General features: G+C 40.6%; 12 protein-coding genes, 1 tRNA gene and 1 pseudogene. 8 read left to right on the top strand and 6 right to left on the bottom strand.

Features of this window, described 5'->3' with window-relative positions; genetic code table 11:
- Positions 1-180: 180 nt before the first annotated feature.
- Positions 181-1,839, top strand: a complete 1,659-nt coding sequence (locus V7L29_RS20635; protein ID WP_334736657.1) for an alpha-amylase family glycosyl hydrolase — start codon at positions 181-183, stop codon at positions 1,837-1,839.
- 195 nt (positions 1,840-2,034) lie between these two features.
- On the top strand, positions 2,035-3,090 hold the full coding sequence (locus tag V7L29_RS20630) for a 3-deoxy-7-phosphoheptulonate synthase (protein WP_334688471.1): 1,056 nt from the start codon (positions 2,035-2,037) through the stop codon (positions 3,088-3,090).
- Between the two features lie 420 nt (positions 3,091-3,510).
- On the opposite strand, the gene V7L29_RS20625 is transcribed toward V7L29_RS20630, so the two are convergent.
- The gene (locus V7L29_RS20625; protein ID WP_334688470.1) at positions 3,511-4,014 is read right to left on the bottom strand and encodes a 2TM domain-containing protein; all 504 of its coding nucleotides are present in this window, start codon (positions 4,012-4,014) and stop codon (positions 3,511-3,513) included.
- A 186-nt stretch (positions 4,015-4,200) separates the two neighbouring features.
- Positions 4,201-4,395, bottom strand: a pseudogene (locus V7L29_RS20620) (creatininase family protein); the annotation flags it as partial.
- A gap of 189 nt (positions 4,396-4,584) precedes the next feature.
- Here V7L29_RS20620 and V7L29_RS20615 point away from each other — a divergent pair.
- From V7L29_RS20615 to V7L29_RS20600, 4 genes are all read left to right on the top strand, one after another.
- On the top strand, positions 4,585-7,356 hold the full coding sequence (locus V7L29_RS20615; protein ID WP_334736656.1) for a hybrid sensor histidine kinase/response regulator: 2,772 nt from the start codon (positions 4,585-4,587) through the stop codon (positions 7,354-7,356).
- An 8-nt stretch (positions 7,357-7,364) separates the two neighbouring features.
- Entirely contained in the window at positions 7,365-8,675 is a 1,311-nt protein-coding gene (locus V7L29_RS20610) for a sensor histidine kinase (RefSeq protein WP_334736655.1), read from the top strand.
- Positions 8,676-9,161: 486 nt separating this feature from the next.
- Positions 9,162-9,878 carry an ROK family protein gene (locus V7L29_RS20605; RefSeq protein WP_334688466.1) on the top strand — a complete coding sequence of 239 codons (717 nt, stop codon included), beginning with the start codon at positions 9,162-9,164 and terminating at the stop codon, positions 9,876-9,878.
- Positions 9,879-10,764: 886 nt separating this feature from the next.
- Positions 10,765-11,319, top strand: a complete 555-nt coding sequence (locus V7L29_RS20600; RefSeq protein WP_334688465.1) for a peptidoglycan-binding domain-containing protein — start codon at positions 10,765-10,767, stop codon at positions 11,317-11,319.
- A gap of 106 nt (positions 11,320-11,425) precedes the next feature.
- Here the strand turns inward: V7L29_RS20600 and V7L29_RS20595 are convergent, their stop codons facing one another.
- Entirely contained in the window at positions 11,426-13,846 is a 2,421-nt protein-coding gene (locus V7L29_RS20595; protein ID WP_334736654.1) for a sucrose synthase, read from the bottom strand.
- Between the two features lie 481 nt (positions 13,847-14,327).
- Between V7L29_RS20595 and V7L29_RS20590 the strand changes: the two genes are divergently transcribed.
- Positions 14,328-14,507: a hypothetical protein gene (locus tag V7L29_RS20590; protein WP_334688463.1), complete on the top strand. Its 180-nt coding sequence runs from the start codon at positions 14,328-14,330 to the stop codon at positions 14,505-14,507.
- Here the strand turns inward: V7L29_RS20590 and V7L29_RS20585 are convergent.
- From V7L29_RS20585 to V7L29_RS20575, 3 genes are all read right to left on the bottom strand, one after another.
- On the bottom strand, positions 14,504-18,439 hold the full coding sequence (locus tag V7L29_RS20585; RefSeq protein ID WP_334736653.1) for a response regulator: 3,936 nt from the start codon (positions 18,437-18,439) through the stop codon (positions 14,504-14,506). The genes V7L29_RS20590 and V7L29_RS20585 overlap by 4 nt on opposite strands.
- Positions 18,440-18,451: 12 nt before the next feature.
- Positions 18,452-18,763 (bottom strand): helix-turn-helix domain-containing protein, encoded by a 312-nt coding sequence (locus V7L29_RS20580; protein ID WP_334688461.1) that lies wholly within the window; start codon positions 18,761-18,763, stop codon positions 18,452-18,454.
- Between the two features lie 334 nt (positions 18,764-19,097).
- Positions 19,098-19,170, bottom strand: a tRNA-His gene (locus tag V7L29_RS20575).
- Positions 19,171-19,294: 124 nt separating this feature from the next.
- Between V7L29_RS20575 and V7L29_RS20570 the strand changes: the two genes are divergently transcribed.
- Positions 19,295-19,678: a DUF4359 domain-containing protein gene (locus V7L29_RS20570; RefSeq protein ID WP_334688460.1), complete on the top strand. Its 384-nt coding sequence runs from the start codon at positions 19,295-19,297 to the stop codon at positions 19,676-19,678.
- Positions 19,679-19,761: the final 83 nt, after the last annotated feature.

The raw sequence follows: 19,761 nt of genomic DNA, 5'->3' as shown, positions 1-19,761 counted from the left end.
ATCAAGAAATGCTATAAATAGCCAAAAATCAAAAAAATCCAGTTAAATTTTATAAATAATTACTAAATTATTCCTGAAGATAGAAGCACTTTTTATCTAATTCTTTCTATAGAGCGATTTGCAAATTAAATTGACCATCAGAGAATACTTCTATCAACCTTTAATATTACAAACACTTCTATGGCAAAGCCAATTGAATTTAATTTATTTGCACCTTACAACAAAGGAGCCGCATTAATTGGTTCTTTCTCTGATTGGCAAGAAATTCCAATGGAAAAAGGTGATGATGGTTATTTTCGCATAAGTGTTGAACTAGAAGACGGCGTTTATCAATATAAATTCCGTGTTCAAACTAATTCATGGTTTTTTGAACCAGAACAATGGGTTGATGTCACAGATCCTTATGCAACTGATATTGATGAACTAAGTGGAAAAGATAACGGTGTAATCGAGGTCAAAGATGGCAAAAGGATTACCGATGTATATGTTTGGCAACATGATGATAAACCTTTACCTGCTGACCACGAATTAGTAATTTATGAATTGCACGTTGGTGACTTTTCTGGTGGCGAGGATGACCCTTATGCACGAGGCAAGTACAAACACGTCGTTGAAAAGTTAGATTATCTATCAGAATTGGGAATCAATGCTATTGAGTTGATGCCACTTAAAGAATATCCTGGTGATTATAGTTGGGGTTATAACCCTCGCCACTTCTTTGCAACTGAATCTAGTTATGGTACTACTGCTGAGTTGAAAAAATTGATTGACGAGTGTCATGGCAGAGGCATTCGTGTAATTATCGACGGTATTTATAACCACTCGGAAGCATCCAGTCCGTTAACACAAATTGACCACGATTATTGGTTTCATCACTCACCCCGTGACCCTGGTAATAACTGGGGGCCTGAGTTTAATTACGAACATTATGACGAAAAATTAAATATTTATCCAGCCCGGAAATTTATTGGTGATACAATCCGTTTTTGGATATCAGAATATCATCTTGATGGTATTCGTTATGATGCAGCGCGGCAAATTGCCAACTACGATTTCATGCACTGGATTGTTCAGGAAGCCAAAAACACTGCTAGCATGAAGCCTTTTTACAACGTTGCCGAACACATTCCTGAAACTCCCAGTATTACCAATGTAGATGGGCCAATGGATGGTTGCTGGCATGACAGTTTCTATCATTGCATTCTAGAACATATCTGTGGCGATACATTTGATTTAGAGCGTCTCAAAGATGTCATTGACTGCAAGCGTCAAGGCTTTATGGGTACCACTAATGTGGTAAATTACCTCACCAACCACGACCATAACCATGTCATGGTAGAATTGGGAAACCGCGAAATTTTTGACGAAGAAGCCTTTAGGCGCGCTAAATTAGGAGTAGCCATCCTAATGACTGCCGTTGGCGTACCTTTAATTTGGATGGGAGAAGAATTTGGTGAGTATAAACCTAAACAACCTGAATCATCCAAAATTGATTGGACACTATTAGGTAATGATTTAAATCGTGGTTTATTTGAATTTTACAAAGGCTTAACTAACCTGCGTAAAAATAATCATGCCCTCTATACAGAAAATATTGATTTTATCCACGAAAATCCAGAAGCAAAAGTACTAGCTTATAGCCGTTGGAATGATAAAGGTTCTCGTGTAGTCGTGGTAGCTAATTTTTCAGAAAACTTTCTAGGTAGCTATCATGTTCCTAACTTAGCAAGTGGTGGTACATGGCATGAGTGGACAGGCAATTATGATGTCGAAGGTAGTGACGATGGTATCATAGCTGATTTGGGACCATACGAAGCCAAAGTGTTTGTATGGCAGTAATCATATACACTACCGGTAAGTCAGTAGTCCAATAGCAAAGAAAAGGGGAAAATATTTCCCCTTTTTAAATTCTTATCTTACTTACACAGTATAATTGAAAATTTGTCAAGCCTAAAATAGGCTATTTTAAAATATCATAGGTTTGTGTTACACTTTGGAGTTGAAGTGCGTATATAAAATTGCCAGAGCATCCCCATGCACAACAAATTATTTAATAGTAATATCGACAACGCTAACATTGAGAACGATCGCATTTTATTAACTCCCAATCAAGTCAAATCCAAATTACCTTTAACACAATTAGCCGAACAAAGAGTTTTAGCATCTAGGCAGGAAATAGAACATATCCTGGATTTTCAAGATCGCCGAAAATTCATAGTCGTTGGCCCATGCTCAATCCACGATCTAAAAGCAGCGATCGAATATTCTGAGAGGTTGAAAGTATTGGCCGAGCGAGTCAAGGATAACTTGCTACTAATTATGCGAGTGTACTTTGAAAAACCAAGAACAACCGTAGGCTGGAAAGGGTTAATTAACGATCCAGATATGGATGATTCTTTCCATGTAGAGAATGGTTTATTAATTGCCCGAAACCTGTTATTAAAAATTACAGAATTGGGATTACCTGCTGGTACAGAAGCACTAGATCCAATCATCCCTCAATACATTAGTGAACTGATTACATGGTCTGCTATTGGAGCACGCACGACCGAATCACAAACTCATCGCGAAATGGCAAGTGGACTTTCGATGCCTGTGGGTTTTAAAAACGGTACTGACGGCAATATTCAAGTAGCTTTAAATGCTCTACAATCAGCTGGAAACCCGCATAATTTTCTCGGAATTAATCAAAACGGACAGGTCAGCGTCTTTAAAACTAAAGGTAATGCCTACGGTCACGTAATTTTAAGGGGTGGTAGTCAACCCAACTTTGATGCAGCAAATGTCAAATTGGTAGAAGAGAAATTAAAACAGGCAAATTTACCACCGAGAATTGTTATCGACTGTAGTCACGGTAATACCAACAAAGATTATAAATTCCAAGGTGCTGTCTTAGAAAATATTATTCAGCAAATAGTGGATGGTAATACATCAATAGTTGGCATGATGCTAGAATCGCATTTATATGAAGGTAGTCAACCAATTACAGCAAAAGAAGAACTAAAATATGGTATTTCTGTAACTGATAAATGTATTGGCTGGGAAGAAACCGAAAAAATTATTTTGGCTGCTCACGAAAAACTTAAATAAATACCAATAAGTTCAAGTTAGGGACTTCCAATTAAAAAATATCCACCCAATGGTTGTAGGGAAGACAGTGCGTTGCGAACTTTCACAAAGTTGTAGCAACTGGCGTTGTGTTAACGCTCACCTAGTGTTATCTAAAAACCACTCTAGATAAAATCATCTTTCAGACTATTGATAAACCCAATAACTGTAGAAAGATAGAAAGAATACCTCACCCAATCAGGTAACATAATCCTAATAATTGCTGTGTTTATTCAGATTTTCTTTCAGTGGTGTTACATAACAAATGTTGCGGCAAATATTACCCCGATCTCCTGCGGGATTTTTCTTGGAATTAGCGATGTCTACGACGAACTTCTCTACGAGACGCTACGTGTAGCTTGCTTCCTTGTATAAGTACGCTTACCCAAATAAGCAAATCTACTAAGCCTGTAATGCCTTAAACCACTTGTTCAAAACTGTACTGATGGTTTTCTTGATCTGATGTTTACGACTCCACTTCTGGAACGCCATTTCATATTCTTCACCTTTGATTTGAAAGGTATTCCAGACATCAAGCCCTACTGGCAATCCGCAGAATAGTAAAATGTACAGCGACCAAGAAATTCCGCCACCAGTAATTAAATCGACCAGGATCAAAAAGCCATTGAAAATTGCATAATTGCCTAGACGTCTCTGAAATCTTCTAATGCGGTAGGCGTCAAAAGCTTTTCGTTGTTGGACTTGGCTCTGTTGCCCTACCCAATCGCGTTCTGCTAATTTTAAAGACTCTGGCGAAATTTCTAACTCAGCAGCAATTTCTAAGATCTGCTCATAAGAAAATTCTGTGTCTTTGTCATCAGCTTGACGAGCGATCGCTAAGTGCAGAATTTGTTGGACATCTTCTTGGCTATAAGAGCGGAGGCTCTTGGGTTCAAATGCCGTCATAATTCTTTCTCTTATATTACTTTTAATAGAAATTCGCTGCCTAATAGATTTTAAGCAGCTATGCCAGTACTATTTCGATTATTTCTACATTAGCAAATCTAAATGCTGTCCCGCATCTAATGTATTGGATTTTTAACTTTGAGTAAAACGCGTCAATCCTTTCCCTACTTTCCCATCCACTTTTGGTTATCGATAGGCATAAATATCTTGAATAACTTGCATCCAACCGTTAGCGACAGATTCGACGATGCGCTCGCCTTTTTCTTTAGTTGCAGTTGTGGCGTCGCCAATCACTCCACTTTTACTGATATCTCGCGTCACCCAAGCCACAGATAACTTACTCTACCAACTCAGTGAACTACTTTCTGACTGTTCTGGTGGAATGAAACTGTGCATATTACTTGGATTGTGCCATTCCTATCTTAATGGAATTGATACAAGAAACAAGATTGTGGGCAAACTAACTCTAGCCAGAAAATTTATTCTTTGCTCACATCTTGCATTTAGCCCTGGTGACTCTGATCGCTAAGTGCAAGATAGGAGTCATTAAACTGCCCAAAACTTTAAGCAATGAACCTTCTTGGCTTGCCATATTCCAAAAAGTTACCACTGCGCCTTATACTCATAGTCCCTTTTGTGATCCAAATCTTTGCTGCTGTCGGGCTGGTGGGGTATCTCTCGTTTAAAAATGGACAGAAGGCAGTTAATGACCTTGCTAATCAGTTAATGAGCAAAACTGATAGCCTAGTTGACGAACACCTTGATACTTACTTAGCAACCCCGCATCAGATTAATCAAATCAACATTGATGCCATAGAACAAGGGCTACTCAACTTAAAAGACTTGGAAAGTACAGGGCGTTACTTTTGGAAACAAGCGCAGGTATTTAAAAATGTTAGCTGGATTGGCTATAATCTAAAAACCTCTGAAGAGGCTGGGGCGGGTCGTTGGCTGGCAGGTCAAGGAATTGTAATTAATAAAGGTTTTGCTAATAAAGACTACACTTACGCAGTAGATAGCCAGGGAAATCGCACTAAATTACTAAAATTTACAGACTATGACCCGGTAACTGAGGACTGGTACGCTCAGACGGTAAAAGCAGGCCGACCCATTTGGAGTCAAATTTGCGTAGTAGAGGGATATGAAGGATATATCGTAGCTTCGGCAGATCGTCCTATTTACGACAAGACCCACAAAATGATTGGTGTGATCGGCGCTGATTTGCTGCTGTCGAGTATCAGTGATTTTTTGAGCAACTTAAAAGTTAGCCCAAGAGCAAAAACTTTTATTATTGAACGCGACGGGCTATTAATAGCTAATTCTAGTAGCCACAGGCCATTTACGTTAATAAATGGTAAAGCGCAACGCTTAAGCGCATTAAATAGTAGTGATTCCTTAATTCAAGCGACAGCAAAGTATTTACAGCATAAATTTGGCAACTTTAAGACAATTAAAGACACCCAAATACTAGATTTTGAGTTTAAAGGCGATCGCGAATTTGTCCACGTCATGAATTGGCAAGACGAGTTCGGTCTCGACTGGTTAGTAGTTGTCGTTGTACCAGAAAGCGATTTTATGGCACAAATCAACGCCCATAACCAGACAACAATTTTACTGTGTCTTGGTGCATTAGGTATAGCAACAATTTTGGGAATCTACACTTCTCGTTGGATCATCAAACCTATTTGGGAGTTAAGCCAAGCAAGTAGTGCGATATCTTCGATGGGCTTCGCCTACGCATCTGGTAACTTAGACTTAGCAGTAAAAGTTTCTCGGATCAAAGAACTCAGCATCCTTGCCCAATCCTTTAACCGAATGGCAGGACAATTACGAGAGTCTTTCACCAATTTAGAAAAAACCAATCAAGACTTAGAAAAGCGGGTTGAAGAACGTACCATAGAACTCAAAGCAGCAAAAGAAGCAGCCGATGTTGCTAATCAAGCAAAAAGCGAATTTTTAGCAAACATGAGTCATGAACTCCGCACTCCTCTCAACGGAATTCTCGGCTACGCTCAAATTCTGCAACGCGATCAAATCGCTACTTCTAAACAAAAGAACGGACTTAACATTATTCAGGAGTGTGGTTCTCACCTATTAACACTAATTAATGACATCTTAGAACTTTCTAAAATTGAGGCAAAAAAACTCGATATTTATACTACTGACTTTCATTTAGAAAACTTTCTTCTGGGAGTAATAAATATCTGTAGTATTAAAGCTGAAGAAAAAGAAATAGATTTTCAATATGAAGTAATTAATCAGTTGCCTACTGCTATTCATACTGATGAAAAGCGTTTAAAACAAGTATTGATTAATCTGCTGGGTAATGCTATTAAGTTTACAGAGCGAGGAAAAGTAACGTTTTCAGTAGGAGTCATAGAAGATGAAAAATATCCAATAGAAAAGAAAAATAATATTAATACTTGGAATATCCGCTTCCAAATTGAAGATTCAGGCATTGGTATGACTGCTGAACAATTAGAGAAAATTTTCTTACCTTTTGAGCAAGTAGGGGATAGCAAACATAAATCTGAAGGCACAGGTTTAGGATTAGCAATCAGTTGTCAAATTGTGGAAATTATGGGAGGTAAAATCAAAGTCGAAAGTACACCGAATAAAGGTAGCAAATTTTGGTTTGACTTAGCTTTACCAGAAGCTAATAACTGGATATCATCACAGACACCTGAGTTAAACAAAAATGTAGTTTCTTACCAAGGTACACAACAAATAATTCTAATTGTTGATGACCGTTGGGAAAATCGCTCTGTAATTATCAATCTGCTTGAACCTGTTGGTTTTAAAGTCCTGGAAGCAGAAAATGGCGAAGAAGGTTTAAAGAAAGCTCAAGAATTTCAACCAGATTTGATTATTACCGACTTAGCAATGCCGATAATGAATGGCTTAGAAATGACGCAACATTTACGCGCTCAATCTGAATTTAAAGATACGGTAATTATCGCCTCTTCTGCAAGTGTATTCAGCTTGAATCGTCAACAGAGCCAAGAGGCAGGTTGTAATGACTTTCTGCCTAAACCAGTCCAAAATTTCGAGTTATTTGAGAAATTACAACATTATTTAAATTTAACATGGATTTATGAAGTAGAAAATGAATTTTTAGAAACTACTATTCCTCTGGAAGAAATGATATTTCCCCCTTTAGAGCAGCTTGTTAATTTATATAAAGCAGCGAAAACTGGTTATATTCAAGATATTCAATATGAAGCAGATCATATTAAAAATCTAGACCAAAAATATGCAAGTTTTGCTAATAAAATATTAAAATTAGCAGAAGAATTTGATGATGAAGCGATTGTTAATTTAATCAAAAATGAATTTAATTAAAATTAGAAATGAATAATTCTCAAAAAGAATTGATTTTAATTGTTGACGATATTCCAAATAACCTCAAGGTTCTATTTGATATTTTAAACAATTCTGGCTTTAAAGTCTCTATTGCCAAGAGCGGTGAAAGTGCATTACAAAAAGCGCAAGAGACATTACCAAACTTAATTTTATTAGATGTAATGATGCCAGGAATTGATGGGTTTGAAACCTGCCGTCGTCTAAAAAATAACCCAAAAACTAAAGATATTCCGGTGATTTTTATGACGGCGCTTTCTGAAACTGTGGAAAAAGTTAAGGGATTGCATCTGGGTGCGGTAGACTATATTACTAAGCCTATTGAACATGAAGAGGTTTTAGCCCGGATCAATGTCCACTTAGAACTGCGGAGAATGCAGTTAAAGTTAGTACAAGAAGAAAAAATGTCTTCTTTGGGACAATTGGTAGCCGGAATTGCTCATGAAATTAATAATCCAGTTAGTTTTATTTCTGGCAACTTAATTTATGCTCAAAAATATATTGACAATTTATTAAAATTATTGCAATTATACGAAAATTATACACCAGATACTATCCAAGAAATTCAAGAATTTTCAAAATTTATTGAATTAGATTTTCTCCAGGAAGACCTTCCTAAACTTTTATCATCAATGATGGTGGGATCTAACCGCATTCAAGAAATTGTGCTATCGCTCCGAATTTTCTCACGATTGGATGAAGCGGAAATCAAAGAAGTTGATTTACATATAGGTATTGATAGTACTTTAATGATTTTGCATAGTCGCTTGAGAGCTACACAAAAGCGTCCAACTATGGAAGTGATTAAGGAGTACGGTGAAATAATACCTATAGAGTGCTATGCCGGACAAATGAATCAAGTATTTATGAATCTTTTATCCAATGCTATTGATGCAATTGATGAGAAGATTAATAATGTGCAACTCCCGAAAACAGAGAAAGCAGAGGTAGATAAATTAACTTCCTTACCAACTCAATTCCTAACTCCCAATTCTATATTAGCTAAATCGGAAATCGAATTCACACCTCAAATCAAAATTCGCACAGAACTAACTAAAGACCAAAAATTTATATTAATTCAAATTAGTGATAATGGGATAGGAATGTCTAGAGAAGTACAACAGCGTATATTTGAACAATTTTTTACTACTAAAGACGTGGGTAAAGGAACTGGTTTAGGATTAGCGATCGCTTATCAAATTATTGTAGAAAAGCATAGAGGAACACTAGAAGTCGAGTCAGTTTCAGGACATGGCTCACAGTTTACAATTAGCATTCCGATTTGTAGGATTGAAGATTAGGGACGCTCAGTAATTTAGTTATAGCAGTTTGTAAGTAAGTGAGGTAGAAAACGCAAGACTCTTTCATCATATATGACCCTATCCCACTAATAAAATCCTTTGAATCTATATATGGATAGTTGCAAGGTCAATCAAGCCTTTCTCATCCGTGATCGCTTAACCCCTGGAAACGTCCTACCATCGCTTGATACACTCTTCTCAATTCAGAAATAGGCTATCATATTTGGGGATTAGTTGGGATAGGTTCATAAAAAGTTTCTACCTTCTGCCTCAAGTCGGACTGCCTCCAAATCCGTAGCTTTGTACTTCATGCAAAAGAAAACTGCTGTATAACCCCGCCCAAAGCAAGCCGGATTTTTTCCTATGTGTAAATTGGGAGCGATCGCTTGTAAATCCCCATGTGAAGAACTCTAGCTATATCCAGTCTAATCAAGATGCAGCGGAGGATAATAACCAAATAGGGACTAATAACAAGGACTTAAGCTAATGGTTGAAGAAAATGGATCGATTCGGACTCTATCGGTAGATATTGGTGGTAGTGGCGTTAAGGCTATGGTTTTAGATATTACGGGGAATCCTGTAACGGAAAGGGCGCGTTTAGATACACCCCAACCGGCTACACCGGAGGTTGTAATTAATGCAATTGTTGTGTTAGCAGCCGCTCAAGGTGAATTTCATCGCGTTTCGGTAGGTTTTCCCGGTGTGGTGCGGTCTGGAATCACGGAAACAGCGGTAAACTTACATCCAGATTGGATCGGATTTGATTTGGAAACAGCATTATCAAAACACTTAAACAAGCCTGTGCGGGTGATTAATGATGCAGATATGCAGGGGTTTGGAGCGATCGCTCTTAAAGGTGTAGAATTAGTGATTACTCTGGGTACGGGGTTTGGTTCGGCTTTATTTGTAGATGGTAAGCTGGTGCCAAATATGGAAATGGGGCATCATCCGTTTCGCAAAGGAGAGACTTATGAGCAGCAGTTGGGGCGTGCAGAGTTAGAAAAAATTGGTGAAAAAAGATGGAATAGGCGTTTAGAAAAAGCGATCGCATCCTTGCAACATCTGTTCAATTATGATTACCTTTACATTGGCGGTGGTGAAGCCGTAAGAGTGAATTTCCAGCTACCGTTAAATGTAAAACTCATCCCCAATATCACTGGTTTATTAGGTGGTATTGCTTTGTGGCGAGATGAGAAAAAGTAAAAAGTTTTTCAACATCTTATCCACAACTGGTATACTAAGCGATGTCTAAGGGCAGGCTACACCTTGCACTTTTTATGAAAGTGCTTTTTTCTCAACATTTTAAAATGATATAAAAATTAACCCAGTTTAGGCAAGAGAATTGCACAGACATTATGTTCAGTGCCCTTGTGTAATTTTGTCATACAGTAGTCTAAACTCTAGTTCAAATTCAAGTCCGTGCAACAACGTTGTGCGCTTTCATTTTATTAAGGTCGAAGTATGCGCTTTCCAAGAATACGGCGAAGTAGCCATACAGATTCAATCACAAAGCAAATATTTAGAAATTATGGCTGAATACTTCCAGAGTGAAGTTAGTAAAACCAGATAATACGGCGACGACCAATATGTATTTTATGAGATAAAAGTGATTGCTCAAAATTTTATAATCCATTCTGAGGGAGGACAAGTTGTTTGAAAATAAAAGTTGATTATTACTGCCAAATGTTGCATTAATCAATACTTAAAAAAGTGACTCTATGAATTAAGTAGTATTTTGGCTTGCAGTATAAATATGATAAAAGTAGCATTATCATACCAAGCGCGATCCAAAGATAACTAGGCAAATTTGCTTGATGGCATTCCCATATGGTCATATAGTATGTTATTCTCTAAACCGTTGATTTCAATACCATCTCTAACAACTTTAGGGATTGATTAAAGATAAAAAAAGCACAAAGCTAATAATATTAGTCTGATTAGATGGAATAGGAGGTAAGCAAATATGATTCTGACAATATTATCTGAAAAAATTAGTACATGACTTTTTTATTGGGTCAGTATGCACTATCCTAGACAGCAACAATGTTGTTGGTTAAAAGAAATATTGCTTGAAGTAAAATGAACTACAATGACTGAAATTGGCCTGATGATGACGGGCGTGTTAACAATAAGACAAGCATCTGGGGCCAATTTGCCACAGCAGCAATTATTTCAGATGGAAAATGACGTAAACCAGTCAAAACAGAGTCAGTTAGAGATAACTGCTCAAGTCACACCACCTGAATTCATGCAAACAAATGAGGTTTCCCAGGCTTCTCCCTGTGCGATCGCACTAGATAAAGAACACATACTTAAGAAAATCAGCAAAAAGAATCAGTTCCTAGCTTCTTCTAACTTAGATGAGTCTAAGAAGTATTCTCAGTCTGGAGGTAAAGTTCGTGCAAAGGTTACAGGACGGTTCCAGAAGTTTAGTAGCCAACCTATGCCAACTCTGTATTTCGGTAGCTCTGGTGTTGCTGTCAGAGCCTTACAACAGCTGTTAGTGGCTAACGGTTATGCTGTTAAAGTGGATGGGATTTTTGGGGCACTGACAGAGATTGCTGTCAAAGCCTTTCAAAATCAGCGGAATTTAAGAGTGGATGGAATAGTTGGTCAACGAACTTGGCGGGCGTTAACAATTTAGTTAGGAGTCAAAAGTTAGGAGTTAGGAAAATTTATGATTTTCATAATTACTCACTTTTCACTCCTCACTTATTTCGCTACTCCTCACTTATTTTACTCCTAATTTATTATCGATATTTGTGCTGCTCTAATAGCTGTTGCGCTCTGGGCTTGTAAATTAAATAGAACAAAGCCTCTATATAGCGCAATAAATCTTCCCGATTTTCCTTCGAGGTAAAGTTCCAAAAGCCATAAATCCGTGCTAATGATAACAGCTTGGTAGTGTGAATTTTCCAAGTGTAAGTGCTGAAAACTCGGTCAATTCCTCGCTGCGAAATCTCATTCCAATAATTAGGGTTTTGATTGCATTTAGTAATAAAGTCCACAATCTTTGCGGCTGTCTCGTCTAAATTCGTTGGGTTAATATAAAAGCCATTAACCTTATCTTGAATAATCTCTAGTGGACCACCAAACTGTGTGGCAAAAGTCGGTAATCCTGAAACCATCGCCTCTAAAATTGTCAAACCAAAAGCTTCAAATAAAGCTGGTTGTACAAAAATTCCTTGATGATCAGCAATCACTCGGTAAATTTCACCAGAATCAGTTTTAGACAGGCGCACACCCAGCCAGCGAATCTTCCCGTGGAGATCATACTGGTCAATAATTTGGTAGAGTTTGATGATTTCGTCACGTTCTTCGTTGTCGTCTGATTCTTCGACGCGCAATTTACCCGCCACCAAAATTAAGTTGCAATGCTCTTGCAATTCTTTACTTTGACCAAAGCATTCAGCTAAACCTGTGAGGTTTTTGATGCGGTCAAGACGTGCCATTGAGAAGAGAGGACGCTTGTTAGGATCGTTGAGTTTGCCAAAGATTTGCGCCGGGTCTTCCAGAGTAAAGAGTGTTTCTGCAAGGCGTTGGCGATCGCTCTCTACTCGGTCTTGAGTCTGCGAGTAGGGGAAATAGTAATTTTCGTTGACTCCAGGCGGTACGACATTAAATTTGGGACTAAATAATTCAATCCCATTCGTTACATGATACAACTCTGGCATGGTGAAGCACTTATAAGATTCGTACTGTCCCACACTATCTGATGTGCCGACAATTTCTTGGTAAGTGCTGCTGATCACAAAATTGGCAGCATTCATTGCAATCAAGTCAGCTGTGAATTGCAATGAAAAATGATATTTATCCTCCAATTCTTGCCAGTAGAGGTTACTGAACAAATATTTAGATTTTTCCAAAGCATGGGCAACATTGCATTGAGTAACTTTCAGCCGTCGCGCTAGTAAAAATGCCACTAAGTTCCCATCAGAATAGTTACCAACTATTAAGTCAGGTCTGCCGTGAAATTCTGCCCGCAGTTCTCTTTCTGAGTCAATGGCGAAAGTTTCTAGATAAGGCCAAAACTCAAACCGGGAAATCCAGTTTTGAGTCATGTTAGGATTAAATTCCCGTAAAGGTACTCGCAAAATCCAGGCATTTTCAGTACCGAGAACTTTTTCCAGTCGTTGATTACACAGAGTGCCATCATTATTGGGAATCAAACGGGTAAGAATAATTACCTTTGGCTGGACGTTCAATCCCTCTAAACCAGCAAGCAGGACATCTTCTTGTAGCTGCTTCTCTAGACTCTTTGCCTGGTCAAGAACGTAAACCACCTGACCGCCAGTATCGGGACGCCCCAACACTCCCTCTTGTCCAAACCAACCGTGAGCTGACACCAAGACGATTTTAAAAATCATCGGAACACGAGAAATCAGGGCTTCTAAGGTCTGGGGATCGGGAGAATCAATCAATTCATCGAGAATATTTAGGGTTTCCCGCACGCGCTCTGCATTATTACCCCAACCCGGTTCAAAACCCATTGTCTGCAATTGGAACCGGAATTGTTCATAGGGTTCATCATCGGGGCGATTATTAACAAAATCGATAGCTTTCTTAACTTGCTTTGAAAGTTGCTGCTGTGATTGAATGCGATTGTTAATCAGCAGTTGAACCCCTTTGTATTGGTGCAGCCGCAAGAAATTAAATAAGCTATCCAGCAATTCTTTGGAGTCTTGAAATAGTTGGCTGGAAAGATAGCGGTTGAGGAATTGCACCCCCTTACCAATATTTTTCGGGTCGCGGATTGTTGGAGAGTAGTCATAAAACGGGCCGAAGTCCAATTCTAGCAGGCCGCCCTCGTTAGGATGAAATTTGTTCACCAAGCGATCGCGCAGATCCAACAAATCCTGCACCGTCATCGGCTCAATGCTCAAGTCTGATGTCAACCAATAAACTTCTTGGCTGGCAATCTTAGAACGGATGATGAAACAGAAGTTTGAGTCCTCCTGAATAATTTCCTGAGTATAGTAAATAAGTTTGCCTAACTCAGAGAAAGTGTTAAAAGCTTTAGGTTTCTGGGACTTTGAGCAATACTCACTATATACATTCAGTATGTCGTTCCGCAGCAAGTACTTCTTTTCTTGTTGGCGTAATTCACTAATAAAGGAACGCAAATCACTTCTTTCTTCACTATCTAAGACTGCTTGAAGCAATTCAGACATGGCAACTCCACTAGATAACGATGTTTACATTGTTGACTTTCAAGACGAGATAAATCAGCGCCTCCACCTTTTGTTAGACTACGTATAAACACGAAATTACACAGATAAATCATATTTATCTGTGTACTTACAATTATCAACTTTTCAGCAGAAACCTAAATCATATTCTACTTTCCCTAAAGTATCTATGACTAACTATTTTTGGCTCTCACTAAAGGAATACAATTTTTATTTCTTATGATAGATGTTATAAAATAACTGCTTATCTGTTTACTAGCCTTCTGTAGGCTAACTTTTCTGATTATTCCAGGCATTTTTTAACAGTTAGAGTGTTCTAAAAAATAAATGATCCAAAACCCGTCATTGCGAACTCGCAGGTAGTGTAGAGAAGCAATCTCAAAGTCTTTATTCAACTAAGTACAGTTTTGCGTAAAAGCATAGCGTTTTTTATTGTCAGCCAACGCATTACGAGGCATTAGCATTGTCAGCCGACGCATTAGGATTGTCAAATGAGGCATTGGCATTGTCAGCCGACGCATTGGCATTGTCAAATGAGGCATTGGCATTGTCAGCCGACGCATTGGCATTGTCAGCCGACGCATTGGGATTGCAGGGTATTGCTAAATTTGATTCGCTACGAATTAATGAAATGCTGTACTAAGGGAATAGCATAGAAGTCCAGATTTCGACAACGATCGCCACCAAAACCTCTGGATCAATCGGTTTAGCAACGTGACGTTGAAATCCAGCGGCGATCGCTTGCTGCTGATCCACTTCTGTGGCATAAGCTGTTAAGGCAATAGCGGGAATTTGTCCCCCTTGCTCAAGCCCAAAGGCACGAATTTGTCGGATCAGCATGTAGCCATCCATCTGTGGCATCCCAATGTCACTGATGATGATCTTGGGAATGGATTGAGCGATCGCTTGCAGTGCATCAGTCCCAGATGCGACAGCAGTGACGATCGCGCCATGTTGCTCTAGAACAAAAGCGATGAACTCCCGCGAGTCCGTTTCATCATCGACGATTAAAATGTGAATACCGCTTAAATCACTATCCTTAACGGGTGATTGATTTAAGGTTGGTGCTTGAGTTAACTGAGGCGTAAGCGGAATTTGAACAGTAAATGTCGCTCCTAGCCCAACACCTGGACTGTCTACTGTTACCGTTCCCCCGTGCATTTCCACAATTTGGCGCACGATCGCCAGTCCCAACCCTAACCCGCCAAATTTGCGGGTGGTTGCGCCATCTTCTTGTCGAAAATGCTCAAATACGTAGGGTAGAAAGTCGGCACGAATTCCTTTTCCGGTATCGGTGATTTGAATTTGGACGTGATTTTCAGCTTGAGATAGCGCAATCGTGACTTGCCCTCCTTGAGGTGTAAACTTAACGGCATTCGACAACAGATTCCACACAACCTGCTGCAATCGCCCTGCATCCCCGACTACCACTCCTAGAACGGGCGAGATGATCGTCTGAATTTGGATTAATTTAGCTTCTGCGGCTAGCCGAACCGTTTCCAGCGCGGCTGAAATTACTGTAATCAGGTCAATGGGTGAAGTTGATAAGCTCATTTTGCCGCTCAGAATCCGGGAAATGTCTAGCAAGTCATCAATCAGTTGCACCTGTAGCTGGGCATTGCGCTCGATTGTGGCGATCGCAATATTCGTTTTTTCAGCATTAAGCTTTCCCCCCTGCAACAGTTTTGACCATCCCAGAATTGGATTCAGGGGAGTACGCAACTCATGGGAGAGAACCGCTAAAAACTCATCTTTAATACGATTAGTTTGATTTAACGCTTCAGCTCGTGCCTGTAGTTCTGCAACCAGGCGCGATCGTTCTAAGGCAGCCGCGACTTGATTAGCAACCGTTTGCATGAGATCGAGTTCGTCACGGGTAAAGCGATCGCGTTGACGAGTTCCCAGTCCCAGGCTGCCCAAGACGCGTTGGCTTTGCCCGCCGCAGGCATCGCCCACAATCAGCGGATAACAGGCATAAGCTCTGATACCGATTGACTGAACTCTAACAGCAAGTGGATCAGTTGTTGAGAGCGCATTTTCAACGATAGCTGGCTTGCGATGTTGCACCACATAACCACCTACCCCCTGCCCTAACTCCAAAAATTTAGCGGATAAAGCAACGTCTTCTGAGATGCCTCCAGAGGTGTATAGCTCAAGGCGTTGCTGGTCTTCTTGAAACAAGTAATTGAAGTAAACTTCGAGTCCTAAATGAGTCGAAACCTTTTCAAACAAACTCGCTAAAAATGCCTTGGGATCTTCGTTGAGCAAGAGATCGTTGGCGACTTCTGAAAGTAGCTTCAGCCGTTGGTTGCTAGCTTGCACGGTTGCTTCTGCTTGCTTGCGATCGGTGATGTCATTAAACAATACCGCAACTTTTCGGCTCTTTGGCTGCCCAATGGGAAACGCATACACGTCGAACCAACGGTGCAGGGCTTCGGCGCGATTCTCAAAGCGATGGGGTTCCCCCGTTAGCGTAATTTTGCCGTAAATTTCAAACCAATACTCTTCATGATTTGGAGTCAACTCGCGCATCCTTTTGCCTTGTACGTTGCTCAGTCCCGTTTGTTTCTCGAACGCTGGATTGATTTCTAAAAAGCGATAATCGATCGGCTTACTGTTTGCATCAAATAGCACTTCAATCACACAAAAACCTTCGTCAATGGACTCAAACAGGGTTCGATAACGTTTCTCAGATTGCCGCAAAGCGGATTCGGCTTGTTTGCGTTCTGTGATGTCTGCCAGGGCCCCAGGAAAAGCAATCGGTTTGCCATCAGCAGCATATTCAACTCGACCGCGTGCGGCAAGCCATCGCTCCTCACCCGTCACCGTATAAACGCGGTACTCACTGATATATTCTTTGCCAGTTTCAATTGCCTGGTTAATTGCAGCGACCACTCGTGGGCGGTCTTCTTCGTGTATCGCCTGTATAAACAGTTCAATTGGTAAGCGGATCGCCGCCTCCACAGAGTCAACGCCAAACAAGTTAGCAAAGGCTGCATTCACGATCACCAGATTCTCCGGAATCTTCCACCGCCATGTGTAAATGGCTCCTGCCGCTAAAGCGGCCTCCCATTGCACATGGGCTTCCCGTAAGTCAACTTCGGCTTGTTTGCGATTGGTAATATCGAGTGATATCCCAACCATCCGCTCAGGATTACCCGCCTCGTCGTAAATCGGATGCCCCCGAACGATTACCCAGTGCGTGTTGCCATCGTCCCAAACAGTCCGGTACTCCACATCGTAATCGGTGCGGTTGGTAATCGAGTCTTGAATTGCCGCCTGCACCCAAGTCCGATCCTCTGGATGAATCCCTTCCATCAGAACTTGGTGCGAAAAATCAGCGTCAATGGGTAGACCATAGTTGACTTTGCACTGGTCAGAAGTAGACAGAACGTTTGTTTTGAGATCAAATTGCCAGGAGCCGAGTTTGCTGCTCTTAAGGGCGAGTTTAAGCTGCTGTTCACTGGCTTGTAGTGCCTGAGCCGCTTGTTTGCGGATCTCTGCCAGTTTTAAGGTTGACTCAACACGAGCCAGTAGTTCACGAGCCGAAAACGGTTTGATTAAATAATCATCGGCTCCCGCTGCCAATCCTGACACACGTGACTCTTCGCCCGCCTGCGCTGACAGCAAAATCACGGGCAATTCGCTCCTTTGGGGGTCAGCCCGCAGTTGACGCAGCAACTCAAACCCATCCAGCTCCGGCATCATCACATCACTGAGAATCAAATCCGGACGCTGTGCCTGGATCGCAGCCAGAGCCGCAGCTCCATCGGCGACTGCCTCAACCTCATACCGTTGACTCAACAATCGCCGCAGATAATCGCGCATGTCAGCGTTGTCATCTGCCAGCAAAATTCGGGCAGAGGAAGAGGACACGCTTTTAAGGGGATAATGAGAGAAGTCTGAGCAAAGACTTCCAGCGATGGCTTCTCCTAAGGGAGACGCTGTGCGTAGCTCGCTTCCCCGTAGGGGTACGCCAACGTCTTCGACGAACAGAACTTCCGAGGATAAAGAGAATTCCTTGGCAATACTCCCCTTGTCTCCCCCCGCCGCTTGCAGTTGTTCGTTGACCTCTCGTAACTCCTGCGCTCTGGCATAGATTTCCATCTCCATCTGCTCGGTGCGAGACTGGAGTGATTGATTCAACTGACGCTGCTCATTTCGCTGTTGCTGCACCCGCACAAACTCAGTAACATCTTCGGCTCGGTGAATAATGTGCGTCATCTCACCGTTTTCATCAAAGACTGGCGAGTTGGTTAACGTCCAATACCGCTCCTCAAAACCACCGCCTTCTGATTCGGGGCGGCGAATGTCATACTTCTGCACTGCCATCGTATGAGGCTTGCGATACTTCAGCACGCTTGAGAGCGAGGCACGCAAATTCCGAACTCCAGTAGCATTTGGATCATCGGGATTGTCTGGAAAAACCTCAAACAAAGAACGACCAACGACTTCTTCTCGTTTGGTTTTTGTTGCTCGGAAGTAAGCATCACTTCCCCCGACAATCACAAAGTCGAGTGAGTAGACAATATACAATCCCGGTATTGATTCAAATAAAGTTTGAAAATTCAGCATCCATTCCCCTGATCACGCTTCTCCAAAGTAATCGAGCAGTAGGGATTTAGCACCTGTTCGATAGGCTTCAATCGGTGAATTCTCCATTTCATGAAGCTTGACTTTAATTTGCTTGAGTGCCAGGGGTAGCGGCTTGGCTCGATTATTTTCCCAAGGATTGATTGTCACCAGGGTTACCCCAACCTCAGCTGCAAATTGCTTTTGTGTAAGTCCTAGCAATTGCCTTAGCTGACGAATTAGCGTCTGAGTCTCAACCTGACGACTATATAAGTTTGGTGTACCTGCCATAATCGATTCTCTTTCGATTAAAGAGTAATAAGTCATATGAGCCATTCTCTATCAAAAGGCGCAGATGTTCATTTAATCAGTATTAAATCTTTTATAAGTAATACTTATGCATACTCTAAAATTTATTCTCTGCCAGACGCTCCGGGTTGGCGGAGTCTCTGGCAGAGAAGGCGGTTCGATAAATTAAGCTTAAGAGCGATTTTTGCGTGAGTCCTAAATAAGATAAGCTAATGAATTACAGTGAGCTTGTAATCCTTCCAAGTCTATAAAGCTATAGACGACAGATTCTTGTTAAAGTGATGGTTATAAGTGTTGACACCACACAATCCACCATTTATAGGAGTATAGATATCTATATGAAATTATATAGGGCGAACGATGGGACTCGAACCCACGAATGGTGGTACCACAAACCACTGCCTTAACCACTTGGCTACGCTCGCCATTCAACAATTTGAATTATAGCAATTATTTGGCAAGCGATCAAGAGTTTTTGTTCAAGGAACGGACTCAGTTAATTTAGAGTCTCCTGAATCTAAGGATTACAATGAATTTTACTTGGTAAACATGAAACCCTTAACCATCATTGCATATACTGGAGCAGCAGCAGGACTCGCCGCCTTGGGTGTGACAATGGCGAAGACCAATCCTAGTCAGGTTGAATATGAAGAATATGCAGTGCAACGGCTGACAGAATACTTAAAAACCGATGTATGCAAAAAAACTACGAATATTATCGAAAATTTAATCCGCTTTAATTGTGATAAGTTGGTTGACTCGGCTAACCCGCAAATGCAAGAAATTATTGCCAGGACTACAGAAAGACAAAATTACATTATCTTTAGCATTTACCGTACAGATTTAAAAATAAATTCTTGGATACCTTCTTACAAATTTGAAACGGTGGGAGCTTTTGATCAATTTTATACTTATACTGGCGAAAAACAATAAGACAAGCAGCAGGGGGATAATATAAAAGTGATTAAGATGCCTCTATTTAATAATTGATAATAGTTTTAATAATTACCAGAGTA

Origin of the sequence: Nostoc sp., from assembly GCF_036916575.1 — a bacterium.
GTDB lineage: Bacteria > Cyanobacteriota > Cyanobacteriia > Cyanobacteriales > Nostocaceae > Nostoc.
Note: the sequence above shows the minus strand (reverse complement) of the source record. Positions and strands in the feature narration are given on the sequence as shown.